This is a genomic window from Rhodopila sp. (genome assembly GCF_965277165.1).
Lineage (GTDB): Bacteria > Pseudomonadota > Alphaproteobacteria > Acetobacterales > Acetobacteraceae > Rhodopila.
Genome location: NZ_CBDICE010000006.1, coordinates 2,406,782 through 2,432,701, shown reverse-complemented (window position 1 = coordinate 2,432,701; position 25,920 = coordinate 2,406,782). Strand labels below are relative to the sequence as shown.

21 protein-coding genes and 2 pseudogenes are annotated in these 25,920 nt (G+C 67.4%); 15 read left to right on the top strand and 8 right to left on the bottom strand.

Features of this window, described 5'->3' with window-relative positions:
• Nucleotides 1–123 precede the first annotated feature (123 nt).
• The 5 genes and pseudogenes from cydD to ACQY4Y_RS23385 all read left to right on the top strand — a co-directional run bounded on the left by cydD (nucleotide 124) and on the right by ACQY4Y_RS23385 (nucleotide 6,184).
• The gene (gene cydD / locus ACQY4Y_RS23405; protein ID WP_428492975.1) at nucleotides 124–1,812 is read left to right on the top strand and encodes a thiol reductant ABC exporter subunit CydD; all 1,689 of its coding nucleotides are present in this window, start codon (nucleotides 124–126) and stop codon (nucleotides 1,810–1,812) included.
• Nucleotides 1,809–3,440 (top strand): thiol reductant ABC exporter subunit CydC, encoded by a 1,632-nt coding sequence (cydC, locus tag ACQY4Y_RS23400; protein ID WP_428492974.1) that lies wholly within the window; start codon nucleotides 1,809–1,811, stop codon nucleotides 3,438–3,440. Before cydD ends, cydC begins: the two co-directional genes overlap by 4 nt.
• A 661-nt stretch (nucleotides 3,441–4,101) precedes the next feature.
• A complete protein-coding gene (locus ACQY4Y_RS23395) occupies nucleotides 4,102–5,013 on the top strand; it encodes an outer membrane beta-barrel protein (RefSeq protein ID WP_428492973.1) in 912 nt (303 codons plus the stop codon).
• Nucleotides 4,938–5,255: pseudogene (locus ACQY4Y_RS23390) on the top strand (outer membrane beta-barrel protein); the annotation flags it as partial. The gene ACQY4Y_RS23395 and the pseudogene ACQY4Y_RS23390, both read left to right, overlap by 76 nt.
• Nucleotides 5,256–5,389: 134 nt before the next feature.
• Nucleotides 5,390–6,184 carry a WecB/TagA/CpsF family glycosyltransferase gene (locus tag ACQY4Y_RS23385; protein WP_428492972.1) on the top strand — a complete coding sequence of 265 codons (795 nt, stop codon included), beginning with the start codon at nucleotides 5,390–5,392 and terminating at the stop codon, nucleotides 6,182–6,184.
• Nucleotides 6,185–6,247: 63 nt separating this feature from the next.
• On the opposite strand, the gene ACQY4Y_RS23380 is transcribed toward ACQY4Y_RS23385, so the two are convergent.
• The 5 genes from ACQY4Y_RS23380 to ACQY4Y_RS23360 all read right to left on the bottom strand — a co-directional run bounded on the left by ACQY4Y_RS23380 (nucleotide 6,248) and on the right by ACQY4Y_RS23360 (nucleotide 10,737).
• Complete coding sequence (locus ACQY4Y_RS23380; RefSeq protein WP_428492971.1) at nucleotides 6,248–7,249, bottom strand: glycosyltransferase family 2 protein; 1,002 nt, start codon at nucleotides 7,247–7,249, stop codon at nucleotides 6,248–6,250.
• Between the two features lie 49 nt (nucleotides 7,250–7,298).
• On the bottom strand, nucleotides 7,299–8,255 hold the full coding sequence (locus ACQY4Y_RS23375) for a glycosyltransferase (protein ID WP_428493702.1): 957 nt from the start codon (nucleotides 8,253–8,255) through the stop codon (nucleotides 7,299–7,301).
• A 249-nt stretch (nucleotides 8,256–8,504) separates the two neighbouring features.
• Nucleotides 8,505–9,221, bottom strand: coding sequence for a sugar transferase (locus tag ACQY4Y_RS23370; protein WP_428492970.1), 717 nt, complete (start codon nucleotides 9,219–9,221; stop codon nucleotides 8,505–8,507).
• A 238-nt stretch (nucleotides 9,222–9,459) separates the two neighbouring features.
• Nucleotides 9,460–9,912 carry a bleomycin resistance protein gene (locus tag ACQY4Y_RS23365; RefSeq protein WP_428492969.1) on the bottom strand — a complete coding sequence of 151 codons (453 nt, stop codon included), beginning with the start codon at nucleotides 9,910–9,912 and terminating at the stop codon, nucleotides 9,460–9,462.
• Nucleotides 9,913–9,951: 39 nt separating this feature from the next.
• Nucleotides 9,952–10,737, bottom strand: a complete 786-nt coding sequence (locus ACQY4Y_RS23360; RefSeq protein WP_428492968.1) for a methyltransferase domain-containing protein — start codon at nucleotides 10,735–10,737, stop codon at nucleotides 9,952–9,954.
• A 373-nt stretch (nucleotides 10,738–11,110) separates the two neighbouring features.
• Between ACQY4Y_RS23360 and ACQY4Y_RS23355 the strand changes: the two genes are divergently transcribed.
• Together ACQY4Y_RS23355 and ACQY4Y_RS23350 are read left to right on the top strand one after the other, a co-directional pair.
• Nucleotides 11,111–12,715: a rhodanese-like domain-containing protein gene (locus ACQY4Y_RS23355; RefSeq protein ID WP_428492967.1), complete on the top strand. Its 1,605-nt coding sequence runs from the start codon at nucleotides 11,111–11,113 to the stop codon at nucleotides 12,713–12,715.
• Nucleotides 12,693–13,487, top strand: coding sequence for a double zinc ribbon domain-containing protein (locus ACQY4Y_RS23350; RefSeq protein ID WP_428492966.1), 795 nt, complete (start codon nucleotides 12,693–12,695; stop codon nucleotides 13,485–13,487). The genes ACQY4Y_RS23355 and ACQY4Y_RS23350 overlap by 23 nt, the downstream gene beginning before the upstream one ends.
• Nucleotides 13,488–13,510: 23 nt before the next feature.
• Here ACQY4Y_RS23350 and ACQY4Y_RS23345 read toward each other — a convergent pair whose 3' ends face one another.
• Complete coding sequence (locus ACQY4Y_RS23345) at nucleotides 13,511–14,707, bottom strand: YncE family protein (RefSeq protein WP_428492965.1); 1,197 nt, start codon at nucleotides 14,705–14,707, stop codon at nucleotides 13,511–13,513.
• Nucleotides 14,708–15,092: 385 nt separating this feature from the next.
• On the opposite strand from ACQY4Y_RS23345, the gene ACQY4Y_RS23340 reads away from it, so the two are divergent.
• The 8 genes from ACQY4Y_RS23340 to ACQY4Y_RS23305 all read left to right on the top strand — a co-directional run bounded on the left by ACQY4Y_RS23340 (nucleotide 15,093) and on the right by ACQY4Y_RS23305 (nucleotide 24,470).
• Nucleotides 15,093–16,358 (top strand): HlyD family secretion protein, encoded by a 1,266-nt coding sequence (locus ACQY4Y_RS23340; RefSeq protein ID WP_428492964.1) that lies wholly within the window; start codon nucleotides 15,093–15,095, stop codon nucleotides 16,356–16,358.
• A complete protein-coding gene (locus ACQY4Y_RS23335; protein WP_428492963.1) occupies nucleotides 16,355–17,911 on the top strand; it encodes a DHA2 family efflux MFS transporter permease subunit in 1,557 nt (518 codons plus the stop codon). The genes ACQY4Y_RS23340 and ACQY4Y_RS23335 overlap by 4 nt, the downstream gene beginning before the upstream one ends.
• Before the next feature lie 3 nt (nucleotides 17,912–17,914).
• On the top strand, nucleotides 17,915–19,516 hold the full coding sequence (locus ACQY4Y_RS23330) for an efflux transporter outer membrane subunit (RefSeq protein ID WP_428492962.1): 1,602 nt from the start codon (nucleotides 17,915–17,917) through the stop codon (nucleotides 19,514–19,516).
• A gap of 396 nt (nucleotides 19,517–19,912) precedes the next feature.
• Nucleotides 19,913–20,323 (top strand): DNA-directed RNA polymerase subunit omega, encoded by a 411-nt coding sequence (gene rpoZ, locus ACQY4Y_RS23325; RefSeq protein WP_428492961.1) that lies wholly within the window; start codon nucleotides 19,913–19,915, stop codon nucleotides 20,321–20,323.
• A gap of 34 nt (nucleotides 20,324–20,357) precedes the next feature.
• Nucleotides 20,358–22,667 carry a RelA/SpoT family protein gene (locus ACQY4Y_RS23320; protein WP_428492960.1) on the top strand — a complete coding sequence of 770 codons (2,310 nt, stop codon included), beginning with the start codon at nucleotides 20,358–20,360 and terminating at the stop codon, nucleotides 22,665–22,667.
• A 156-nt stretch (nucleotides 22,668–22,823) separates the two neighbouring features.
• Nucleotides 22,824–23,444 (top strand): nicotinate-nucleotide adenylyltransferase, encoded by a 621-nt coding sequence (locus ACQY4Y_RS23315; protein WP_428493701.1) that lies wholly within the window; start codon nucleotides 22,824–22,826, stop codon nucleotides 23,442–23,444.
• 92 nt (nucleotides 23,445–23,536) lie between these two features.
• On the top strand, nucleotides 23,537–23,959 hold the full coding sequence (gene rsfS, locus ACQY4Y_RS23310; protein WP_428492959.1) for a ribosome silencing factor: 423 nt from the start codon (nucleotides 23,537–23,539) through the stop codon (nucleotides 23,957–23,959).
• A gap of 67 nt (nucleotides 23,960–24,026) precedes the next feature.
• Nucleotides 24,027–24,470, top strand: a complete 444-nt coding sequence (locus tag ACQY4Y_RS23305; RefSeq protein ID WP_428492958.1) for a hypothetical protein — start codon at nucleotides 24,027–24,029, stop codon at nucleotides 24,468–24,470.
• Here the strand turns inward: ACQY4Y_RS23305 and ACQY4Y_RS23300 are convergent.
• Both ACQY4Y_RS23300 and ACQY4Y_RS23295 read right to left on the bottom strand, forming a co-directional pair.
• Nucleotides 24,452–25,213 (bottom strand): DUF3750 domain-containing protein, encoded by a 762-nt coding sequence (locus tag ACQY4Y_RS23300; protein WP_428492957.1) that lies wholly within the window; start codon nucleotides 25,211–25,213, stop codon nucleotides 24,452–24,454. The two genes, ACQY4Y_RS23305 and ACQY4Y_RS23300, sit on opposite strands and share 19 nt — an antisense overlap.
• A gap of 58 nt (nucleotides 25,214–25,271) precedes the next feature.
• Nucleotides 25,272–25,825, bottom strand: a pseudogene (locus ACQY4Y_RS23295) (alpha/beta family hydrolase).
• Nucleotides 25,826–25,920 lie beyond the last annotated feature (95 nt).

The window sequence follows — 25,920 nt, the reverse complement described above, 5'->3', positions numbered from 1 at the left end:
AGGTATCCGGGCCTTGCGCCTTAATCGACAGGACTGTGACTTGTGCGAAACTAACCGCCGCCTTGACGAAGTTTAACCGCCGGCTGCTGTGCATCGTCACGCCCTTGGGGTAAGCCGACATTCATGGCAAAGGCGGATACTCCCAAGGCCGCGGCGCGGTCCTGGCTGCGGCGGGAACAACGGGCCGGGGGGCGCGCCGCGCGACCGGTACTGGTGCTGCATGTCGCGGGGCTGGTGCTGGCGATCGGGCAGGCGTTCGCCGCGGCCTCGGTGCTGGCGGCCGGGTTCGCCGGAGCGGCGCTCAACGGGTGGGCGCTGGCGGCGTTCGGCATGCTGGCGGTGGCGCGCGCGGGGTTGGCGTACCTGAATGAGAAATTTGCCTTCGCGGCGGGTGCGGCTGCGCGGCGGCGGGTGCGCAGCGATGCGCTGATTCGGCTGCTACATGCCGGGCCGGCGCTGCTGCGGGCGCGCCATTCCGGCGATTTGGCAACCATCGTGGTGGACAAGGTGGAGGCGCTGGACGGTCTGTTCTCGCGCTATCTGCCGGCGGCGAGCTTTGCCGTGGTGGGACCGGCGGTCGTGCTGCTGGCGGTGCTGTATGCCGATCCGTGGGCAGCGTTGGTGCTTTTGGGGTGTGGTCTGCTGGTGCCGGTCGGCATGGCGATCGCCGGGATCGGTGCCGCGGCCGCCTCGCGCAACCAGTTTCTGGCGATGGCCAGGCTGCAGGCGCGGTTCCTGGATCGGGTACGCGGCATTGCCACCATCGTGATGTATGGCCGAACCGAGGACGAGGCGGGGTCGCTGTCGCGGGCGGCGGCGGAGTTGCGGGTGCGCACCATGCGGGTGCTGCGGGTGGCGTTTCTGTCGTCGGTGGTGCTGGACCTGGCGGCGGCGTTGGCGCTGGTGGTGCTGGCGATCCATTATTTTGGCCTGCTGCGGGCCGGCGGCACGCGTGGTGTGCTGTGGCCGGCGTTGGCGGTGCTGCTGCTGACGCCGGAGTTCTTCGCTCCGCTGCGGACGTTTTCCGCCGCCTATCAGGACCGGCTGCATGCCACCGGCGCGGCGGAGTCGCTGATCGATCTGCCACCGCTGCCTGAGCCGGCGCCGGCGCGCGAGATTCGCACGGTCTCGGCGCAGGGGGTGACGGTGGCGTTCGATCGTGTCGGGCTGACCTGGGACGCCTCGCGCGGGGCGGCGCTGGACGGGCTGTCGTTCCGGGTCGCGGCGGGGGAGACGCTGGTGCTGGCCGGGCCGTCGGGGTCGGGCAAATCCTCGGTGATCGAGATCCTGCTGGGATTCGTGCGCCCCGATGCCGGACGGGTGACGATCAACGGCGCCGACATTACCGACCTGGTGCCGCAGGCGCTGTCTCGGTTGACGGCGTGGATCGGGCAGCGACCGGTGCTGTTCTCGGGCTCGATTCGCGACAACATCGTGTTCGCCCGGCCGGAGGCCTCGGTTGATGAGGTCGCGGCGGCGGCCAGTTCGGCGCGGCTCGATCGGTTCATCGCGGAGCTGCCGGAGGGGTTGGACAGCCGGATCGGCGAGGGCGGCTATGGTTTGTCGGGCGGGCAGGCGCAGCGGGTGGCGATCGCGCGGGCGTACCTGAAGAATGCGCCGCTGCTGTTGCTGGATGAGCCGACGGCGCATCTGGACCCGGCGACCGAGGGCGAGGTGCTGGACAGCCTGCGCCGGCTGGCGCTGGGTCGGACGGTGATCCTGGCCAGCCATTCGTCCGCCGCGCACGGATTTGGCGGCCGGCGGATCGACCTGCGTGACGGTCATGCCGAGGCGGTTCGGGGGGTGGCATGACCGAGCCGCTGCTGCGGATCATGGGGCTGTGGGGGCGGCAAAGCGGATGGCTGCTGGCCGGCCTGGCGGTCTCGCTGGCGGCGCTGGTCGCCGGGGTGGGGCTGCTGGCTACGTCGGGATTCAGCATTGGGGCGGCGATCCTGGCGGGCGGCATCGCCGTGCCGGCGGTGCTGCGGGCGCTGGGTGGGGCGCGAGTGGTGCTGCGCTACAGCGAGCGGCTGGTCACTCATGGCGCGACGTTTCGGGCGCTGGCCGACACCCGGGTGTGGTTCTTTCGTCGTCTGGCGCGGAGTTCGGCTGGTGGGCTGGGATTTCGCCAGGCGGGTGACGTGCTGGCCCGGTTGGTGGGCGATGTCGAGGCGCTGGACGGGTTGTATCTGCGCATCCTGCTGCCGCTGGCCGCTGCGGTGCTGTTGCTGCCGGTGCTGGTGCTGCTGATCGGCCATCGTGCGCCGGGGGTTGCCGCCGAGGTTGGGGTGCTGTTCGCCGCCGCGGCGTTCGTGTTGCCGTGGCTGGCCGCTAGGGCGTCGGGCCGGGCCGGGGCCGGGTTGGCGGTGGAGGCCGGGGCGTTGCGGATCGCGGCGCTGGATGCGCTGACCGGGCTGCGCGAGGTCCGTGCGTTCGCAGCCGAGGGCCGCATGCTGGCCTCGGTGCAGGCCAGGGAGGCGGCGCTGCTGTCGGCGCAGCGCGGCATGGCGGGGCGGACCGCGCTGGCTGGGGCGGCGTCGTTTCTGTGTGCTCAGCTTGCCGTTCTGGCGGTGCTGATCGAGGCCGGGGCCAATCCGGCGGCGGCGATCGTGGGTGCGTTTCTGGTGCTGGCGGCGTTCGAGGCGGTCGGTGGGCTGACCCGAGCGGGTGCGCTGGCGGGGCACGCCTCGGCGGCGGCGGGACGGGTGCTGGAGGCGGCGGATGCGCCGGTGGTAGTGCCCGATCCGGCCGATCCGGCGGCGGTGCCGGCGGGGACGGCGTTGCGGTTCGAGGCGGTGGAGTTCCGCTGGCAGTCCGACCGGCCGGCGGTGTTCGAGGCGCTGACGCTGGAGGTGCCGCAGGGCGCGCGGGTGGCGCTGCTGGGGCCGTCGGGGGCGGGCAAGTCTACGTTGGCGGCACTGGCGCTGAAGGTGGTGGCGCCTCGGTCGGGCCAGATCCGGCTGGGCGGGGTGGATATCGCGACGCTGCCGGCTGGGCTGGTGCGGGCCAGGATCGGCTGGCTGGGGCAGGCGACTCATCTGTTCGACGACAGTATCCGGGCGAATTTGTTGCTGGCGCGGCCGGATGCCGATGATGCGGCGTTGTGGGCGGCGCTGGATGCGGCGCGGATCGGCGATGTGGTGCGGGCGTTGCCGGATCGGCTGGATGCCTGGGCGGGCGAGGGCGGCACGCGGTTCTCGGGCGGGCAGGGGCGGCGGTTGGCGCTGGCGCGTGCGCTGCTTTCGCCGGCGCCGATCTTGATCCTGGACGAGCCGTGTGCGGGTCTGGATGCGGAGACCGAGCGGGCGTTCCTGCAGACGCTGAACGAGACGGCGGCGGGGCGGACGGTGGTGCTGATTACGCACCGGCTGACTGGGGTGGAGCGGTTGGACCGGATCTTTCGGCTGTCGGGGGGGAAGGTGGTGGCGGCGGCGGCGTAGGGTCGGAGATGGAGATAGAGCTGGCTTGAGTCGGTTGCCGGGCTGGTTTTGGTTGTCGAGTCGGATCGGTGTAGAATCGGGTGGGCCGTTACTTGAACCGACGAGTATGGATCGGCTGAGAGTAAACCCGTTGCAAAACCGTCGAGCAGAACCGCAGACAATGGCGTCGCAACTCGGAGCGATCCGCGCATAAGCGATGTTCCCGCCAGCTATCCGGAAAGGCTGAACCTGACCGATCAGGTTGCCCGCATCGAGCGCAACCAGGCAGAAATCACCAAGTTGTTCGCCGAAGCCGCGAAGCTAAGCGCCGAAGCGCGAAAATTCCGCCGGGACCCGGTTTTTCTGGTCCTCGGCGCGGTCGTCGACGGCATGTTCGGTTGCCCGAGATCCTGAACGCATTTGGTGTGCGGTGACAGGGCAAACCGTTGCCATCGCGGGCCGTCCGGGCCACATTCCCGGCGTCGCCCTGGGCTGACTTCGGACGGAGACATTTGGCGAGCCAGGCGTTCGAGCGCGGGGATGAGGCGAGCAGTGGCGAAGCTGGATCGGGCGGCGTGTAGCCCGGGTCGATCGATGGCGATGGTATGATCCGCCGCGAAGAGATCGCCGGGCGCGTGGCGTTAACCGGCCATTAGGCTTTACCGACGATAGTAAGCGCCGCATGAGGGCGCGATCGACCTTGTTGTCGGGTTTTGCGGGCCTCGCCCTGGTGGTGTGCATCGCCGGGCGGGCGGTGGCCGAGTTGATGACCACGCTGCTGCCGGACGGGGTGCCGGGCTACGACGCCGATGACGGGGTCACGGTGGAGACCCGGCTGCACCCCGAGCAGATGCCGCTGGGGCTGCGTGAGGCCGATGTGCGGTTCTCGCCGCGGCTCGAGCAGAGTGTGGGCTACACCAGCAACGCGCTGCCCGGACCGTATCGGCGCGGTAGTTGGGAGGTTGTGTCGTCGCCCTCGGTTTCGGTCGATACCGACTGGTCGCGGGATGCCTTCGGGGCGGTGGCGTCGGTGCGGGATACCCGTTTTCTATCGCTGCCGAGCCAGGATCACACCGACGGCACGGTGTCGGCTGGCGGGCGGATCGACATCGGCGACGACAGGCTGAGCATCGGCTTCGCCCACGTGTCCCAGCACGAGGATCGCGGCGCGCTGGACAGCCTGGCGAGCGATCGGCCGATCGCCTTCCAACTGGATGATATCCGGGCGTCGTTTGCGATCTCCGATGGGCGCTGGACCATCACGCCCAGCGTGCAGGCGACGAACTGGAGCTATGCCGGCACGACCTTGCTGGGGATTCCCGCCAGCCAGGCGTATCGTGACCGGGTGGTGGTGCAGGGTGGGGTGACGGTGCGTTACGAGCTGGCTCCGCTGCGCAGCCTGGTGCTGGTGGGACGGGCGGTGGGGCAGGATTACACGCATACGCCGCCCGGGCAGCCGAGTCCGGACTCGACGGCCTACCAGGTGCTGGCGGGGATCGATTTCAACGATGATCCGGTATGGCGCTGGCGGGCGCTGGTGGGCGGCGAGACGCGCCGATCAGCAGCAGGCTGTATCCGCGGCAGAACACGCTGATCGCCGAGGCCGGGGTTGGCTGGTCGCCGAGCCGGATGACCACGCTGAGCGCGGTGGTCAGCCGCGACACCGAGCCGGCGGAACAGGAAGGTGTGTCGGGACTGGTGTATTCGTCGGCGCGGCTGACGATCGACCACGAATACTTGCGCGATCTGCTGTTCAAGGCGTCGATCGGGTTGCAGCGGGCGGACTTCTTTCAGGGCGGCCATCAGACCGGAACCACCGCCGGGGTGGGGATGACCTGGGTGCTGAATCGCAACGCACGATTGTTGTTCACCTACGACCAGACCGATCTGCACGGGTCGAGCATCGCGACCGAGGCCCTGGTGACCGGCTACAGCCGGGGCGTCGGGCTGGTGACGCTGCAACTGGGGCTATGATCGGCACGGTCCGGGTGCTGGGACTGGAGATCGCCGACCTGACGGTGGCGCAGGCGGCGGCGTGGCTGGCGGCTCGGCCGGCCGATGCGGCGTTCGGCTATGTGGTGACGCCGAACGCGGACCATCTGGTACGGATGAGCCGCGATGCGCGGTTTCGCGAGGCCTGTCGGCAGCCCCTGCTGTGCGTGCTGGATTCCCGGGTGGTGCGTGGCCTGGGGAAGCTGATCGGGCTGGCGATGCCGGCGGTGGTGCCGGGCAGCGACCTGACGGCCGAATTGCTGGCGCATCACCTGCGGCCGGGCGAGCGGATTACCATCGTCGGGCTGTCGCCTGCGTGGCTGCCGGGGCTGATGGCGCGGTGTGGGTTGGCGCCGCCGGCGCATCATGACCCGGCAAAAGGGTTCGAGCGCGATCCCGAGGCCTTCGCCGCGGCGGTGGCGTTCGTTAACGCCAATCCGGCGCGGTTCGTGTTCCTGGCGGTGGGGTCGCCGCGGCAGGAGTATCTGGCTGCCGCGATCAGTGCCTCGGGCAGGGCGAGCGGGACCGGGCTTTGCGTCGGCGCCAGCCTGGAATTCCTCGCCGGGGCTCGGAGGCGAGCGCCCCGGTTGATGCGCTGGGTCGGGATGGAGTGGCTGTTTCGCCTGGCCGGCGATCCCCGGCGGCTGTTCCGGCGTTACCTGATCGACAGCCCGGCGGTTGTTGGATTGCTGCTGCGGCAGCGGTTGGGGCGGCGGGGTGAGGGCGGCGCGGCGCGGGCGGCGCGGGGACCGTTATCGCGGTGGTTTGGGTGAAGTGATGGCTGACTGGGTGAGTTCGGTCAGGTTCACCTGTGGCGGACGTGCGCGCTGCGGGTTTCAGGCCTCTCTGCGATCCGATATCAGGCGGCCGAGCGCTTCGCGGCTGAGGCGGTGAAGTAACGATCCACGGTGAACGCGGTCGTTGCGAGTCAAGTAGGATGCGGCGGCCGCCGGCATCGAGCGGGTGGGCGAGCGGGGCGCCATGTCGACGGCGGCGAGGATCGCGCGCAACGTTTGCAGCGGCAGCCGATTGCGCGATCCCTTCAGCAGGTAGCCGGCGGCGCGGGGTGCCAGGGCGGCCCAGCCGCGGCCCAGCTTGCGTTCGATGTAGAGGCGGTTGCGGACGAAGTAGAACCAGCGCGAGGCGGTCCAGCCGACCCGCTGTTCAGCGGCGACCTTGTGGCGGACGACGATGTCGCCGCGATAGCGAACGCGCCAGCCGAGCGCGATGGCGCGCAGGCAGAAGTCGAATTCCTCCCAGCAGAAGAACAGCTTGGAGTCGTAACCGCCGGCCTGTTCCCAGGCGGCTCGGCGGATCGCGTGGCCGGCGCCGACATAGGTGACGGTGTCGAAGCATTCCCCGGCGCAGGGCAGCAAGTTGGCGGGATAGCCCCACGATGACAGGTCGTCGGTGCCGTCGGCGTGGCTGACGATGCGGCAGCCGATGGCGCCCAGGCGTGGTTCGGCGTCGAGTGCGGCGAGCATGCGGGCCACGGTGTCGGCGGTGGCGAATTCGGCGTCGTTGTCGAGAGCGACGATGGCGCGGCCGCGGCCAAGCGCGGAGACCAGGTTGCGGCCGCCGGCCACGCCGAGGTTTTGCGGGGTTGCCAGCAGGGTGACATTGGCGGCCTCGCCGACGGCGTCGGCGAGCGCCCGCATCGCCTCGGGTTGCGATCCCTGGTCGAGCACGAAGACATGCGCCGCGACCTCGATCTGGTCGCGGGCGGAGCGGATCGCGGCGATGGTTTCGGCGGTGCGGTCCAACGCCAGGATGATGATGTCGGCGTCGTAGGGGCCCTCCGCCGGGGCGGGGGCGCCGGCGATCAGGCTGGTGTTCATCGCGGGGTTTCGCGCGTGGGTCGTCATCGCGGTGGGACCGTGTGGGTTTTCATCGTGGCGGGTCCACCGCGGGGATCGCCAGGTAGGCCAGGCGCCTGGTCTCCTTGCGGCTGCGCGCCACGGCATCGAGGATCAGGCCGCAGCAGACCGAGAGCGAGGACAGCAGCACCAGTCCGGTGGACAGCAGCGCGGTCGGCAGTCGCGGCACCAGGCCGCTCTGCAGGAACTCGATCACCACCGGGATGCCGAGGCCGACGCCGAGCGTCAGGTTTGCAAGCGCGAACAGCGAGAACACCTGCAGCGGGCGCTCTTGCTGGATCAGGGTGACGATGGCGCGCAGGATGCGCATGCCGTCGATCCAGGTGTTCAGCTTGGAGTGGCTTCCGGCCGGGCGGCTGCGGTAGGTGGCGGCGAGCTCGCGCACCGGCATGTTGAGCGCCAGGGCGTGCACGGTGAACTCGGTTTCGGTCTCGAAGCCCGACGACAGCGCCGGGAACGATTTGACGAAGCGGCGGCTGAAGGCGCGGTATCCGGACAGCAGGTCCCGGATGCCGCCGCCGAACGCCCAGGCGACCAGGGTAGACAGGACCACGTTGCCAAGGCGGTGGCCGGCCCGGTAGGCATCGCGCAGCGCGCTGTGGCGGGCGGCGCTGACCATGTCGAGTTGATGGTCGAGCAGCATGGCCAGCATCTGCGGCGCGGCGGCGGCATCGTAAGTGTCGTCGCCGTCCACCAGGATGTAGGCGTCGGCGTCGATATCGGCGAACATGCGGCGCACCACGTGTCCCTTGCCCTGCAGCCGCTCGTGCCGGACGACGGCGCCGGCGGCGCGAGCCTCCAGCGTGGTGTGATCGGTTGAGTTGTTGTCATAGACGTAGATCACGGCGTTCGGCAGGGCATCCTGGAAGTCGGCGACGACCTTGCCAATCGCGGTTTCTTCGTTATGGCAAGGGATCAGTACAGCGACGCGCGGCTGGTTGGTGAGCAGGCCGAATTGTTCGGCGATGGATTCGTCCGAGTAATGGGTGCGCTGCCGGGCGCCGGCGGCCGGGCGATCGAGCAGCGGGGACGGCGGTGCATCGAGGGTCACCGTGGCGGCTGGCTGATCCAGGGTTATCGACTTCACGAGGCCGTCCCTCCAGTAGGCGTTCGGCGAGGGCATTATCTTGTCTGGTCGACCCGATAATGCCCCGCTAGTCATTTGTTTAAGCGAGCGATTCACGCCGTTGGCGATGCCGCCAAAAGCGATCGCGCGCTAGTAAGCGTTCGGCGTGTGGAACAGGGTCAGGATGGTGCGCCACAGAATCATCAGGTCGCGCCCGATGCTCCAGGTGGCGATGTATTCGAGATCGCTGTCGACGCGGCGAAGGAGTTTTTCTTCGGTATCGGTTTCGCCGCGCCAGCCGCGCACCTGGGCGAGACCGGTCATGCCCGGTTTGACGCAATGGCGGGCGGCGTAGCGGTCGGTGACGAGTTCGAACGGGCGGCCGGCGGCGCGGGTGTTGGGGGCGTGCGGGCGCGGTCCGACCATCGACATCGAGCCGCCCAGCACGTTGAGAAACTGCGGCAGTTCATCCAGTGAGGTGCGACGAAGCCAGGCGCCGATGCGGGTGACGCGCGGATCGTGCCGGGTTGCCTGATGCCAGGCGCCGGGGTTTTCGGCGCTGTGATGCATGGTGCGAAACTTCAGCATCACGAAGGGCCGCCCGTGCAGTCCGATGCGCCGTTGGCGGAACAGCACGGGGCCGGCGCTGGTGAGCCGGATGGCGGCGGCGATCATCAGCATGACACCGCCGAGGATCGCCAGGCCGGCGAGGGACAGCAGGACGTCGGAGAGCCGCTTGGCGGCGGATTGGATCGGGTCCGGCGCATTTCCGGCAAAACTGGAATAGGCAAACGATATCGGCGCCGGCGCGGCGTGGCCGGTATCGTAAGCGAGGGCATTGAAATCGAGGCGGCGGAATACGGACATGGGCTGCTGCGGCTGCGGGTTGCGACAGCGGGCAACATGGACGGTGGAGGGTTGTCGATCGGTTAAGCCGGCACACGGCTGTAAGCGGGGGTGATATTATTTGCCAAACCGCAGTTTGGCGGTGGAACACACAACGAACCGTGTGTTTCCGCATCCCGGGTGAGCGCAGGCGAACCGAGTGCAACGGAGGGTCGGACGCCGCCGCTTGAAGTTTATTGTCTCATATGACAACGAAATGTCAGCCTGCCAGACGCTTATCGATTGGCGTGGTAAATCGAACCAGGTAGCCGTCCGGATCCTGCACCAGAAACTGCTCCACTCCGGTCTCGAACGAACCCGTGCGATACCATTTCCGCTCGAGCGGCATGAACAGTGGCCAGCCAGCGGCGTGCAGAGCGGCCAGAATCGGCTGGATCGAAGGAACGTCGATCTGGAAATTGATCCCCCGTCCAAGCGGTGGTTGCAGCGGCGCGGTGACCCAGTTTCGGCCCAGGCCGCGCTGCTCGAGCATTATCTGCGCGCCATCCAGATCGAGATAGGCGAAGCGGTCCTCGGGCCGATCGAAGGCGACCTGAAAGCCGCACAGGTCGCGCCAGAAGCGCAGGCTGTGATCCAGGTCGGCGACGAGCAGTTCGGGGACCAGGCGGGCCCAGGTGAAATTGGCCGGGAACGGGGCTGACGGCGTTTTCATCTCGGTTCCTCAAGGTTCTGGTCATGCCAGGCGCGAGGGTCATCGTCCCGGAGCCCAGCCGGTCATCACCGCCATGCGCAAGGTGATGGCGACGCGGCCGCCCTGTTGCGGCAAGCGAGCCAGGGCGGTGGGGAACAGGGCGCGGGGTGGGGTGGCGCGGTCGCGCTGGCGAACGGCGTTGGTCTCTCCGGCGGCGCGCAGATCGGCCAGCAGGGCGGCGGGGTCGGCGTAGAGCAGGCGGATGTCCTCGACATCGGCGACCGGTAAGACGAAGCCGGCGCGTTGCAGCAGTTGGGCGCAGTCGCGCAGTTCGGGAAACGGCGAGATCCTGGGGGACACGCCGCCGGTGGTTTCGGCCTCGGCTTCGGTCAGTGCGGTGCGCAGTTCGGCCAGTGTGCCGAAGACTGGCAGGCTGGCGAGCAGCAGGCCGTCGGGGCGCAGCGCGTGGCGCAGTTGCAGCAATGCGCCCGGCAGATCGTTGATCCAGTGCAGCGCCATGCTGGCGACGATGAGGTCGAAGCTGGCGGCGGCGAAGGGCAGGCATTCCTCGTCGGCGGCGACGCAGGCGGTGGGGTTGAGCGCGGCCATGCGGGGCGACAGGTCGGCGCTGATGACGTTCAGGCCGCGCTGTCGCAATAGCGGGGCCATGGCGCCGCGGCCGCCGAGATCGAGCGCGTCGGTGAAGCGCCGGTTGGTATCGTCCAGGCGGTCGAGCAGGCGTTCGCCGGCGTCGCGCAGCACGTCCGTCACCAGGTGGACGGTGCGCGCCGCTCGATCGCGATGGCGGCGGACGGCGTGGCGATCGAAGACCAGCATGGAGTCCATGCAGCGGCATGTGCGCCCGCCACTGAACGTTGCCAAGCGGGCCGGGTCGGCCCTACCGTCGGCGCGGACTGGTTGCTTGGTCGCGGGATTGCTCGAGGTTTGGATGTTTCCGCGCGGCATCGGCATGCTTTGGTGTTGCGGGTCGGAAACTTCGCTATCCCGGGTGAATCGTTGTCTCGCGGCCGGGTGGTGGGCTTTCGTGATCCGCCAGTCGCTGCGTTCGGCGCAGGAGGCGATGGACTTGGGGGGCGTGGCACGCGACTATCTTCAGCCTGACTGTTCGTGACGGAAATGGTCTCGCCCGTTGTTTGATCGCACGATTCGCGCGTTTGGATGTTTCGTTCAGCGCTATCGTGCTGTAAGGATACCGACAATGAAACGTATCAGCGCCGAGACGCTGCATGGCTGGGTCACTGATGGGCAGGAACTCGCGCTGCTGGACGCGCGGGAGGACGGCGAATTCGGCGCGTCGCATCTGTTCTGGGCGGTTCCCTGCGGACTGGCGCGCAAAGAGATTCGGGCGCGGGCGCTGCTGCCGAGGCTGTCGGGGCGGATCTGCTGCGTGGATGACGGACGGGGCATCGCCGAGACCCTTGCGGGGTGGCTGGAATCGGTCGGGGCTGTGGATGTGGCGGTGCTGGACGGTGGGACGGCGGCATGGGCGGCGGCCGGATACGTGCTGTTCAGCGGGGTCAACGTGCCGTCGAAGGCGTTCGGCGAGTGGGTGGAGCACCATTACGGCACCGAGAGCGTCGATCCGCCCGAGCTGAAGGGCTGGATCGAGTCTGGGCGCGACATGGTGGTGCTGGACAGCCGCACGCTGGAGGAATTTAGCCGCATGTCGATCCCCACTGGGATCAGCGTGCCCGGGGGCGAGCTGGCGTATCGCATCGGCGACCTGGTGCCCGATCCGAAGACCCTGGTGGTGGTCAATTGCGCCGGCCGCACGCGCAGCATCCTGGGTGCCGAGAGCCTGCGCCGGGCTGGTATTCCGAACAAGGTGGTGGCGTTGCGCAACGGCACCATGGGGTGGGAGCTGGCTGGGCTGCGCTGCGATCGCGGCCGCACCGAGAAGTTCCAGCCGGGCACTCCGAAGACCGTGGCGCTGGCGTTGCAGCGGGCGAAGGCGTTCGCCGAGACGTCGGGGGTCGGGGTGATCGGGGCGCTGGACCTGACCCGGTTCGAGGACGATCCCGATCGCACGCTGTATGTGCTGGATGTGCGTGATCCAGCGGAGTTCCGAGCGGGGCATCGCCCTGGCAGCCGCAATGCGCCGGGCGGGCAGTTGGTGCAGGCGACCGATGGCTGGATCGGCGTGCTGAGCGCCAGGATCGTGCTGGTGGACGATACCGGGGTGCGGGCCCGGATGGCGGCCGGGTGGTTGCGCCAGATGGGGCACCGCGACGTGTTCGTGGTCGAAGGCGGGCTGGAGGCGGTGAGCGCGCCCGGCAGTGCTCCCGTGGCGGTGCCTGAATTGGGCGGGGCGGTGAAGCTGATCGACGTGACCGGGCTGGTGCAGCTGCTGGACAGCGGCGCTGGCACGCTGGTGCTGGACCTGGGCCGGAGCGTGGATTTCCGCGACGGACATATCCCTGGCGCAGTGTGGGGTTTGCGCAGCCGCCTGGCGGCGCTGAAGCCGCAGCTTGCGGCGGCGCGGCACGTGGTGATCACCTCACCGGACGGCATGCTGGCCAGGCTGGCGGTGGCCGAGGTCGAGGGCCTGACCGGGGCGGCGGTGCATGTGCTGGACGGCGGCACCGACGCCTGGCACGCGTTCGGCCGGCCGCTGGTGAAGGACCGCACCGCGCCGGCGGATGAAGCCTGCGTGGACTTTTATCTGCGTCCGTATGATCGCAACTCCGGCGTGGAGGAGGCGATGAACGCTTATCTGTCGTGGGAGATCGATCTGGTGCGCGAGATCGAGCGCGACGCGACGGTGCGGTTCGGGATTCCCGGTGAAACGCACGCTGCCGCCTAGCTGGGCGCGCGCGGCCTGGCTGCGGCGGGCTTGGCTGCAGCGGGGCGGGCGTGTTGCGTTGGACCTGCTGTTGCCGCCGCGCTGCGTGGCTTGCGACGATGCGGTGGGTGTGCACGGTCAGCTTTGCGCGGGGTGTTTCGGGCGGACCAATTTCATCAGCGCGCCGTTCTGTGTCGGCTGCGGGGTGCCGTTCGCGGCCGCCGAGCAGGGCGGGGCCGAGGGGCTGTGCGCGGGGTGCCGGGGGCAGCCTCCGTTGTTTCGCCAGGCCCGGGCGGCGCTGCGTTATGACGAGCAGGCCAGGCGACTGATCCTGCCGTTGAAGCACGCCGACCGGACCGATCTGGCGCAGGTGCTGGCGCCGATGATGCAGCGCGCGGGGGCGGCGCTGCTGGCGCGAGCAGATGCGCTGGTGCCGGTGCCGCTGCATCGGCGCCGGCTGTTTGAGCGGAAGTATAACCAGGCGGCTGTACTGGCGCTGGCGATCGGACGACTGGCGGGTCGTCCGGTGCTGCCCGATGGGTTGGTGCGCACGCGGCGCACCGAACCGTTGGAGGAGAAGTCGCCGGACGAGCGCGCGCGCGAGGTCGGTGGGTCGATCGCGGCGCGACGGTCTCGGCTGGGGCGGATCAGCGGGCGGACGATCCTGCTGGTGGATGACGTGATGACGTCGGGGGCGACGGCGAATGCCTGTACGGCGGCGCTGCTGGCGGCGGGGGCGACGGCGGTGGATGTCCTGGTGGCGGCTCGGGTGCCGGATCCGCGGCTGGGATAGCGGCCGGCGGATGATCGTGCGGGCTATGGCCAGGATGTCGCGAAGGATTCCGGGCCGGCGTTTGGCACCGGCAGGGTGCTGCCTCGGGTCAGGGTCTGACCGTTCCAATCGAACACCTCGATCTGGCGGTTCCGCATGCCCTGCAACAGGACGGTCTTGCCGTCGCGGGAGAAGGCGATGGCCTCGATCCACGGGCCGGTGGAGGTTTCGGCGAGCTTGCGCAGTGTCTGGCCCTGAACGGCGTAGAGGCCGAGCAGTCCGTTATCGTGGTGGAATGGGTTGGTTGCGGGCTTGGTGGAGCCATGCTCGGCGCCGATCGCCAGATAGCGGCCGTCGGGGGAGAACTTCATCGGTTCCGGTCCGCTGGGCACGCCGAAGGTGCCGACGCAGCGATAGGGCTTCGATTGCAGATCGATCAGGCTGATGGAGTCCTCGTCGCCGTCACCGCGGCCCATGTTGGACACCGCGGCCAGGGTGTGCGCGGCGTTGATGTCCATGCTGTAGGGCGCGAGCCCGGTGGTGATCGGGCGCGGATCGATGGTGATATGGGTACCGTCGACGTGCAGCACGCTGACCATGTTGTCGCCGCCCCGGGTCAGCAGAGCGGTCTGGTCATCGACGAAGACCACCGCGCTGGGCATCGATTTCGGGTTGCCGGTGTCGACCTTGCCGACCGCGGTCAGCCGCTTGTCGCTGACGGCAAAGACTGAGACGGTGCCCTCGGCGCGGTTGGCGACCAAGGCGAGGCGGCCGTCGGGGGAGACCCGGACCTGGCTGGCGCCGAGGCCGGCGGTGACGGTTTGCACCACTTTCGGCGGGTTGGCGGTGAGGTCGAACACCGCGACGCGGTCGTCGGGGGAGATGCCGCCGGACTTGGCATCGGACTTGGCCCCGGACTTGGCTCCGGACATGGCATCGGCGTCGGCCTTGGTGGCCGCGGTGACGATGCCCCAGGATTGGTCGGGGCTGAGCCAGATCGCGCCGGGCGGTCCGACGACGCTGCCGGGTGCATCGAATGTGGCCTTGATGCGGGGCGGGGCGGACGTGACATCGATCACGCTGATCGTGTCGGGGGCGGGTTGGGCCGGCGCGACCAGCTTGCCTTGCGGGTTCATGATGGTGTGGCCGTCATTCGAGGACACAATTACGTCGGCCATCGCGGCGGCGGGCAGCGACATGGCGAAGACCGCCGCGAGCAGCGGTGTGGGGTGGCGTGTCATGGATGTTTCCTTTTGCGTCCCTGTTTCCCGGACCATCGAAGCTTGTCAGTCCAGTGCCGGTTCGGCAAACCCGGGGTGGATCGCGCCGAACGCGCCGTTGTGTTGACGCTTGTAGGGCTTTGAATTGAGGGTCTGTCGGACAGCGATCGAGCCGGGCGGGTCGGGGCGCCGGCATTTCGCCGCCAGCCGCATAAGTATGATGCGACCAGTTAAGGCTTTCGCGGCAATTCGGCGGTGTTGGCGGGGCCAACGCCGTCGTTTGCGGGAACGGCGACGAGCCGAGCGATCACCTTGGCGTGATGGGAGCCTGACTTTTTTCAATTCCTGACGTTGTTGCATCGCGGCGAAATGCGAAGGATCGGGGTTGAGCCAGGAAGGATCGGGGTTGAGCCAGACAGTGGACGATGCAGGCAGGCGCGACGATGCAGGCGGGCGCGACGATGCCGACAGGGGTGAGAAATCGGCGGGCGCGAAACCGAATCAGGTGAAGCTGGAACGGGGCGACCAGCTTGAGCGGTCACCCGACAAGGCCAGGGACGACAATGCCAGGGGTGACAAGTCCCGGGACGACGACCGGCAGTCGCGCGTGGCCGGATCGGATAAGGAAGGGCAGAAACCGCGCAGCCGCTGGCCGCTGATCATCCTGGCGGTGGTTGTCGTGGCGGCGATCATCGCCGGTGCGGTGTATTGGTTCATGACGCGCAACCTGGAAAGCACCGATGATGCCTATACGGAAGGCAATGCTGTCGCCGATGCCGCCAAGGTTGCCGGCTATGTCACCCAGCTGAACGTCGATGACAATACATTTGTCCATAAGGGCGATCTGCTGCTGAAGATCGACCCACGCGACTATATCACGGCACGCGATCAGTCCCGGGCCAGCCTGTCGCTGGCGCGGGCGCAACTGTCCAGCGCGCAGGTGGCGCTGGATATTGCCCGAGTGCAGGCACCGGCGTCGCTGCAGCAGGCCCAGGCTCAACTGCAACAGGCGCAAGCCAACAAGACGCAGGCCGAGCAGGCCTATCGGCGCCAGCACGCGGTCGATCCGCGGGCGACGACGCAGACGGATATCGATCAGGCGAACGCCCAGATGCGGTCCACCACGGCGTCGGTCGCGAACGCCGAGGCGCAGGTGAAAGTCGCCCAACTGGTGCAGCAGAACATACAATCGGCCGAGGACACGGTGCGTCAGCGGCAGGCCCAGGTTGCGCAAGCGGAGGCAAGCCTGGCTCAGGCCGAGGTCAACCTGTCGTACACTGATCTGGTGGCGCCGCAGGATGGTTATATCACCCGGCGCAACGTTGACCTCGGCACCTTCGTGCAGGCCGGACAGCAGGTGTTTTACATCGTTACGCCGGACGTCTGGGTGACGGCGAACTTCAAGGAGAACCAGCTCGCCGACATGCATCCCGGGCAGCATGTCTCGATGGACGTCGATGCCTATCCGAACCTGCATTTGCAAGGCCACATCGACAGCATCCAGCAGGGCAGCGGCGCCCGGTTCTCCACCTTCCCGGCCGAGAACGCGACCGGCAATTTTGTCAAGATCGTGCGCCGCGTGCCGGTCAAGATCATCATCGACAGCGGCCTCCACAGCAATGAGGTGCTGCCGCTGGGGATTTCCGTCGAACCGACGGTCACCGTTCGATGAGCGAAAGCCAGGACTGGAAGCCGCGCTCCAATCCATGGTTGGTCGCCGTGGTGGTGACCCTAGGCGCGTTCATGGAGGTGCTGGACACCACCATCGTGAATGTGTCGCTGCCGCACATCGCCGGATCGCTGTCGGTCAGCAGTGATGACGCCACCTGGACGCTGACAACTTATCTGGTGGCTAATGGCGTGGTGCTGACGATATCCGGTGCGCTCAGCCGTCGAATTGGCCGCAAGCGATATTTTCTGATTTGCATCGGCGCCTTCACCGCGGCCTCGTTCGCCTGCGGGACCTCGACCAACTTCGAGGAGATCCTGCTGTTCCGCGCCGTGCAAGGGTTCTTCGGCGGCGGCCTGCAGCCGACTCAGCAGTCGATCATCCTGGATTATTTTCCGCCCGAAAAACGGCAGCAGGCGTTCTCGCTCACCGCCATCGCCATCATTATCGCCCCGGTGCTTGGCCCGGTGGTTGGCGGCTATCTGACCGACCAGTATTCGTGGCACTGGATCTTCCTGATCAACGTGCCGATCGGGATCGCGACGTTCTTCGGCGTGCTCGCACTGGTCGAGGATTCGCCGGCGATGCAGCAGGAGAAAAAGACCGCGCCCCGGTTCGATTATTGGGGAACATTTTTTATCGCGCTCGCGCTCGGCTGCATGGAAATCGGCGTCGATCGCGGCGAGGATTACGATTGGCTGGGATCGACCTTCGTTCGCGTGATGTTCATCCTGTCGGCGTGCGGCTTCCTGTTCGGCATCACCTACCTGCTCTACGTGCGCGACCCGGTCGTCAACCTGCGGGTGTTCAAGGATCGCAATTTCGCGCTGGGTACGTTCGAGATCGGGATGATGGGGTTCGTGCTGTACGCCAGCGCCGTGCTGATCCCGCAGTTCGCGCAACAGCAGCTCAACTACACCGCCACCTGGGCCGGCCTGGTGCTGGCGCCGGGGGCGGTGGTCCTGGTCATGCTGATCCCGATCGTGGGCAAAATCCTCAATGTGGTGCCGACGAAATATGTCATCGCGGTGGGTGGGTTGAGCCTGGCGGGCGCGGCGGTTTACTCGATGAACCTGGTGCCGCAGTTGGACTTTTTCCATCTGGTGCTGTTCCGCGCCTCGCAGACCGCGGCGCTGGCGTTGTTGTTCGTGCCGATCAGCACGATCGCCTATGCCACCGTGCCAGCGCAGCTGAACGGCGATGCCTCGGCGCTGTTCAGCATGGCGCGCAACTTCATGGGCGGCATCGGCATTTCGGTGTCCACCGCGCTGGTCACCGAACATGAGCAGATTCGCCAGTCGTATCTTGTCGAGCATCTGACGCCGGTCAATCAGCCCTACAATGCGCTGCTGGCGCAGGTGCAGCAGGCGCTGATCGGTGTTGGGCAGGCCGCCGGGCAGGCGCAGTCGGAGATCAGCCAGATGCTGGCGACTCAGGTCGCCGTGCTGGCCTACAACGACGTGTTCCTGATCACCGCTGGCCTGGCTCTGGTGATGATTCCACCGGCGCTATTTATGTCTGGTATCAAAACGAAGTCGAGCGGCGGGGCGCACTGACCGATGCGCTTTTTGCCCTGCGCGCTGTTGGCTTGCCTGGCCGCCTGTTCGGTCGGGCCGAACTATACGCCACCGAAACCACCTGACGTCGCCAGCTTCCACGACAAATCGGTTCGCACCAGCAAGACGGTCAGCCAGCAGAGCAATCCCGATCCGCGCTGGTGGAACGGCTTCGGCGATCCGGTGCTAACGCAATTGATGCAGCGGGCGATCGCCGGCAACCTGGACCTGCAGCAGGCGGTGCTTCGCGTCGTCGAAGCGCAGCAGAACGAGGTGTCGGCCCGCGCCGCCGGCCTTCCCACCATCAGCGGCAATGGCAGCTACACACGCGAGCAACTTGGCGCGCGTGGCATATTGCTCTCGAAGGGCGCCGTTGGGCAGTTGAATGCCTTGGCCGACAGTTCAGCGGTCAATCAGTTCAGTCCCGGATTGGGCAGCCGGTTAAGCAGTGCCGGTCGCGGCGCACTGAACCAGATCAGCCAGCCGGTCGATCTGTTTTCCTATGGTCTGAGCTCGTCATGGGAGCTGGATCTGTTCGGCCGGGTGCGGCGGTCCGAGGAGCAGGCCGGGGCGCAGACCCAGGAACAGATCGAGGCCACCAACGACGCGCTGGTGATGCTGGAGGGGCAGGTTGCACAGGCCTACGTGCAGCTTCGCGGCGGCCAGATGCTGACCCGCACGCAGCAGGAGAACGTCCGCACCGCGCAGGCCGCGCTGACCCTGACGCAGCAGCAGCAGGTCCGCGGCCTGGCGACCGATCTGGACGTCGAGCAGGCGCGCACTCAGTTGGCCGATACCGAATCGCAGTTGCCGGGCTACGAGAAACAATCCGAACAGGCGATGAACCGGCTGAGCGTGCTGACCGGGCAACCTCCGGGTGCGCTGGATGCGCTGCTGGGTTCGTCGGCGCCGTTGCCGGTGGTGCCGGCGGTGATCGGGATCGGTGTGCCGTCGACGCTGGCGCGGCGGCGTCCCGACGTGCGCGAGGCGGAGGCCAACCTGCACGCCGCGACGGCCAATGTCGGGATTGCGGTGGCGAGCTTCTATCCCGACATTTCCTTGACCGGGAATTTCGGGCTGCGGGCGCTGGATGCCAGCTATCTGACGAACTGGGCCAGCGCGTTCTACTCGTTCGGTCCCAGCGTTTCGTTGCCGATCTTCCAGGGCGGACGGCTGACCTCGGCGTTGCGGCTGGCCAGGGCACAGCAGGCGGGGGCGGTGCTGAATTATCGCGGCACGGTGCTGAACGCGCTGCGCGAGGTGGAGGATGCGCTGGTCGGCTATCGCACCGACCGGGCGCAGCGGGACAAGCTGGCGATGGCGGTTCGTTCCGGAGAAACGGCGCTGTATCTGGCGCGCGATGCTTACACTCATGGATTGCAGAATTTCCTCCAGGTGCTGGACGCCGAACGCACGCTGATCGGATCACGGCAGCAACTGGTGCAGGCCGATGTCACTCTGACCAACGATGTGGTGTCGCTGTATGACGCGCTTGGCGGTGGCTGGACCGAGGACGCGGGGGGTCTGCAGGCCTCGGGATTCGATCACGCGCCACCGGTGGTGCCGGCGGCGCTGGACAGTGTGGCGGCGGTGCCGCCGCGTTGAGGGCCTGGTGGGTGCTGCGATGGGGGATCGTGGCGCACGGTGTTGGCTTGAGCATGGTATCTGCAAGGGCCGGAGTGGCTGGGCGGCGGCATGACGGCGGCGGCTTACAAACTCATCCGATTGCCGCGGCTGCTGTCGACGCGATGAGTCTGCCCGGAATCCGCCCAGAGCCGCATCAATGCGCCGCATCAACGCCTTGTGGCGGCGCGGGAACGACGCCCGCTAGGCGGACTAACCTCGGCGTGACGCGCTCTCGCGGACTCGTCAAGTTTGGACGCCCCGTTTGCCCGGGACGCTGACCGCCCTGGTCGCCGCATCAGGCTTAAGTGCTTGCAAATCCGCCGCCGATCGCTTAGATGGAACCTTCACCGTCATTGCATCCCGGAGGCTGAGCGCATGGCGCGCGTCACCGTTGAAGACTGCGTACAGAGAGTGCCGAATCGCTTCGAGCTTGTTTTGCTGGCGGCGCAGCGGGCTCGCAACATCAGCCGCGGCGAGGAACTCACTGTCGGGCGTGACAACGACAAGAATCCTGTCGTCGCGCTCCGCGAGATCGCCGATGAGACGATCGAGCTGCCGCGCATCGAGCAGGACTTGATCAAGTCGCTGTCTCGCTCGCCCGAACCGGAGCCGGCGGACGAGGAAGTGCTGGACCTGATCCCGACGGACCAGAACATCTTCGGGTTGCAGGACGTGGCGGCCGACGAGGAATCCTCCACGCTGCCGGCCGCCGCTGGCGAGGACCTGTCATCGGAAGATCTGGAAGCGGCCATCGAGGCGGAACTCGGCGGCCGAGCCGCGCGGTAAACCTGGAATGAAGGACGGGGGCTTCGGCGGTGACATGAATAGGTCCGCGCCGGCCCCCGCTGGCCTGGATTTGCCACGCCGTGCCGGCCCGAAGGTGGCAACCGCAGATTTTGTCGAACTGGCGACGCTGCCCGGACCGGCGGCTCTGGCGCAATGCGCGCTGACCGGCAAGATCCTGGAGTATGATCCCAAGGCTGACACCAGCCTGATCGACGCGGCCTATGTTCTGGCCGAGCAGGCCCACATCTCGCAGCGTCGCGAGAACGGCGATCCGTATTTCTCCCATCCGGTGGCGGTCGCCGATATCCTTGCCGGCTACCGGCTGGATGTGGCGTCGATCGCGACGGCGCTGCTGCATGACGTGGTCGAGGACACCTCGGTCAGCCTGACCGAGATCGAGCGGCGGTTCGGCAAGGAGATCGCCGGGCTGGTCGATGGGGTGACCAAGCTGACCCGGCTGGAGCTGCAGTCGGACCGGACGAAGCAAGCGGAAAACTTCCGCAAGCTGGTGCTGGCGATGAGCCGCGACATCAGGGTGTTGCTGGTCAAGCTGGCGGACCGGCTGCACAACATGCGGACATTGCATTTCGTGCGTGATCCGGAACGGCGCAAGCGGATCGCGCGGGAGACGATGGAGATCTATGCCCCGCTGGCCGAGCGCATCGGCATGGACACGGTGAAGACCGAGTTGCAGACGCAGGCGTTCACTCAGTTGGAGCCGGAAGCCTACGGCACCATTCAGGCCCGGCTGAACTTCCTGCGCGGGCAGGGGGCGGACGTGATCGACGATGTGCGGCGCGAACTGATCCAGGTCTGTCGGGACGCCGGGGTGGAGCCGATCGAGATCATGGGGCGCGAGAAGTCGCCGTTCTCGATCTGGGAGAAGATGCATCGCCGGAACGTGGCGTTCGAGCAGCTTTCCGACATCATGGCGTTCCGTATCGTGGTGCGGACCAAGGGCGATTGTTACGGCGCGCTGGGAGCGGTGCACTCGGCCTATCCGGTGATCGCCGGGCGGTTCAAGGATTACATATCGACGCCGAAATCGAACGGCTATCAGTCGCTGCACACCGGAGTGACGCTGCGCGAGCCGCGCAACCAGAAGATCGAGGTGCAGATCCGCACCGCCGAGATGAATGACGTGGCGGAAAACGGCGTCGCCTCGCACTGGGTTTACAAGGCACCGGACAAGCAGGTTGACGGCACTGACCTGCAGCGCTTCCGCTGGGTGCAGGACCTGCTGGAAATCCTGGATGATTCGATGGCGCCGGATGAGTTCCTGGAGAACACCAAGCTGGAACTGTATGCCGACCAGGTGTTCTGCTTCACGCCGAAAGGGCAGTTGATCCAGTTGCCGCGCGGGGCGACTCCGGTCGATTTTGCCTATTCCGTGCACAGTCAGGTCGGCGACACCTGCGTCGGCGCCAAGGTCAACGGCCGGCTGATGCCGTTGCGGCACCATCTGGAGAACGGCGACCAGGTGGAGATCATGACCGCCCGAGGCGGAACGCCGTCGCCGCAGTGGGACCGCTTTGTGGTTACCGGCAAGGCGCGGGCTCGGATTCGGCGCTTCATCCATCAGGAGCAGCGCCAGCTAAGCCGTGATTCGGGGCGGGTGGAGCTGACCAAGGCGTTTCGGCAAGCCGGCGTGGATGGATCGGAGAAGGCGCTGGAGCCGGCGCTGAAGACGCTGAAGCTGGCGACGTTCGACGATCTGTATATCGCGGTGGGCAACGGCAACCTGGTCGCCAAGGACGTCGTGCACAGCGCCTATCCGGATCTGCGCCAGGCGACGCGTGGGCCGAGGATGATGCCGCCGATGCTGCCGCGGGGCAAGCTGCCGGCGCGCCATGACGTCGATATGCCGGTGACCGGACTGGTTCCGGGAATGGCCTACAGCTTCGCCGGTTGCTGCCATCCGGTGCCGGGCGACGACATCGTCGGCATCGTCACCACAGGCAAAGGCGTCACAATCCATGGGAGGGAATGCCAGACATTGACAGCGTTCGCCGCGACTCCCGAACGGTTCATCGATATCGAGTGGAACTATGAGGCGGTGGGAAAGGAGGCAATGGGCAAGTCGGGCGTGGCGAAGGGGTGTGGCCACACTGCCCGGATCAGCGCGATTGCGGCCAATGAGCATGGCGCGCTGGCCGACATCTCGAATGCGGTCGCCAAGCAGGAAGGCGCGATCGCCAACCTGAAGATCGTCAACCGTCAGCAGGACTTCATGGAGGTCCTGGTTGACGTCGATGTGCGCGATATCGCGCATTTGTCAAAGGTGATCGTCGGGCTGCGCGGGCTGAAGACGATCAAGGGCGTGGAACGGGCGACCGGGGGCTGATGATGGCCCGGCTTGGGAAGCTGGGGCTCGGGAGACCGGGGCTTGGGAAGCTGGGGCTCGGGAGACTGGGGCTTGGGACACTGGGGCTTGGGAGACCGGGGCTTGGGACACTGGGTTTGCCTGGAGCCCGGCGTGGGCGCGGAGCGCGGCGGGCTGGTGGCGGCACGGTCTGATCCAATTCCGAAATTCGGCGACCGGCGGCGGATGCGCGTCGGACTGCTGGGCGGGTCGTTCAATCCCGCGCACGAGGGCCATCGCCTGGTGGCGGAACTGGCGATGCGCCGGCTGCGGCTGGATCAGGTCTGGCTACTGGTATCGCCCGGCAATCCGTTAAAATCGGCGAACGGGATGGCTCCGCTGGTGGATCGCCTGGCCGGTGCGGCGCGGATCGCGGACGGTCGGCGGGTGGTGGCGAGCGGGATCGAGGCGGCGTTGCGGACGCGCTATACCGTCGATACCATGCGGTCGTTGCTTCGGCGCTTTCCCGCGGTGAAGTTTGTCTGGATCATGGGGGCGGACATTCTGGAGCAGTTGCCGCGCTGGCGCCGATGGGGCGATATCGTGCAGCGGCTGGGATTCGTGGTGCTGCCCCGGCCCAATCATTCACGCCGAGCGCTTGCGGGACAGGCGGCGCATCGGCTACGGGCGGATCGCCGGCCTGCGAGGCAAGCCGCGCTGCTGCCGGGTATGGCGCCTGGGTGGGTGTTCCTGCCTGGTCGACAGACCGCCGTTTCGGCTACCGCGATCAGACAAGCCGCTGAAGGACATGTGCTATAACCAAGACGCCGAAGATTTCTTTCTCTCCGGCTCGGCATAAGCCGGCGCCGCGCAAGATCGCGGTCAAGCCGAAGCTGCCGGAGGCCGGGGTGGTGCCGGGCGGCCCGCGCAAGAAGACGATCGCGGCCGGCCCGAAGCAGTCCGGCGCCCGGGCCGCCAAGGTCGCGGCGGAGCCTTCGGTGCTGGACCGGCTGCAGGCGGTGATCGTCGGCAGCCTGGACGACGACAAGGCGGAAAACGTGGTCACCATGGACCTGACGGGAAAGGCGATGTTCTGCGACCGGATGGTGATCGCCTCGGGCCTGGCGGACCGCCAGATCAGCGCGATGGCGCAGCATCTGAGCGAAAAGCTGAAGGACGCCGGGCTGGCCCGGGTGCAGGTCGAGGGCGCCGGCGGATCGGACTGGGTGCTGATCGATGCTGGCGACATCGTGATACATTTGTTTAAGCCCGAGTCGCGGACGATGTATGCGCTGGAGAAGATGTGGGGCGAGGACCTGGACGAAGCGGTTTGAATCAGACGGAGCGACGCCCCAGCGCGATCTTGCTCAGGCCGCATCCAAAACCAACCGGGAGGAACGCATGGTGACATGGACGCGGATCACCGACCCCGAAACAGTGTCGGGCATGCTGCCGGCCTGGCTCGGACGCCGCATGGTCGGACTTCGCGGCGCGTTCGGACTGCTGTTGACGACCGGGGACGTGCTGCGGTTGAGCTCGATCGCCGCAGCGCATCAATCCTCGGAGGGGCTGGTGTTGCTGGATGTGCTGCTCGATGACGCCGGGGTGCCGGAGGGCGTCGATCTGGCCTGGCGATCGAAGCATTTTCTGGGCTCGCCGATTCAGGGCGCGTCGGTGGCAACGGTGAACCTGGCGCATATCGTCGCGGCGGTGGAATTCACTGTCGCGGAAATGGCGCAAAACCCCGGCGACAAGTCGGTGCCGTTCAACGACGAAGTGGATGTGGCCCGCAGCGAGGCGCGGCCCGACGCGGTTAGCGGGGGTGGTCAACTGCTACCGTCCTGACCGACGCCGAACCGGCCGAGACCGGGAAGTTTGACCGCCGGGCGACGGATATCGAGACCGGCGACCGCGCCCAGGATGTTGACCTCGAACCCCTCCACCCAGCCCAGTGTGACCCCGGCATAGCCGCCCAGGGTCAGCCGCAGCCCGGGACCGGATCGCGTCCGGCGCAGCCACTGTCCGTCGTAGGGGTAGTCCTTGCCGATCGCGGTTGGCGGCAGGCTGATGCGCATCTCGGGCACCGCATCCAGGATCGCGGCGACGAAGGTGTTTGAATTCGGCCCCGGCCAGGCGCGGTAGTCGCCGGGGTTGCGCCAGGCATAGCCGGCGATCGCCGCCTCGATTTTCGCCAGCAGCGCGGTGGCGGCGTCGCCGGCGGCGGCCAAGACCACCTGAGGCACCTGGCCGAACCATCGCCCATCGGGCTCGAAACCGTTGACCCGGATCGGTCGTTCACCCCAGGCGGTGTAGTCGTAGCGGCGATAGGACGACGCACCGTGGGCCTTGAAAACGATCCAGCTGTGCGATGCCATGATACCGCGCCAACGCACCGTGCGGGCCGAGAAGACACGCACCAACGCCGCCGTGTGCCGCCCCGGCGGCGGCAGCGCACCGATGCTGGACCGGTCCGCCGAACGCCAGAGGCGGCCGGTTCCGCGGGCCCGGTAGCGCAGCGCCGCGATGCCGAGCGGCAGGAGGTAAATCAGGGCAAACAGTGCAAGGCCGGCTTTGAGCAGCGATACCATCCGGCAGAGATTGCGATCGCGCGGCGTGACGGCAACTGGCCGCCGCGGACAGTCATCCTCAGTCCCGCCGCGCCGCCATCCAGGAGACCGCGGTATCCAGGACGGCGTGCAGGAGCTCGGTGTCCGTCCGCCCTGATCGTTTGGGGACGTGAAACGAGTGATCGGCGTGGTCGAACAGCCTCAGCGTCGCGGCTGGTGCCAGCGGTTCGAGCGTTCGCGCAAGCAACGCCGGGTTGGCCAGCGCGTCCCGGGTGCCCTGCAGGAACAGCATAGGGACTGCTACCTGGGCCAGATGCTTGGCTCGATCGTCCGCCGGTTTGCCGGCCGGATGCAGCGGAAAGCCGAGGAAGATGAGCCCGCGCACCTGGCCGCGCACCTGGGCCAAAGGGGCTTCGGCGTCGGCCTGCGAGGTCATGCGGGCGCCGAACGACTTGCCGCCGGCGAACAGTGCGAGACCGGGGGCGAGCCGGATCGCCGCGGCCACCGCCGCGCGAACCGTCGCATGGGCCAGTGCCGGGCGGTCGGGTCGCTTCGAGCCGTTCTCCATGTAGGGAACTGAAACCGCAGGGTGGCGATGGCGCGCGCCTGCAGCCCATCGGCCACCGCAGCCATGAAGGGGTGGGTCATTCCGGCGCCGGCACCATGCGCCAGCACCAGGCAGGCGGTTGGCTGGTTGGGGGTCTGCCAGAGTCCCGAGACGGTCTGGC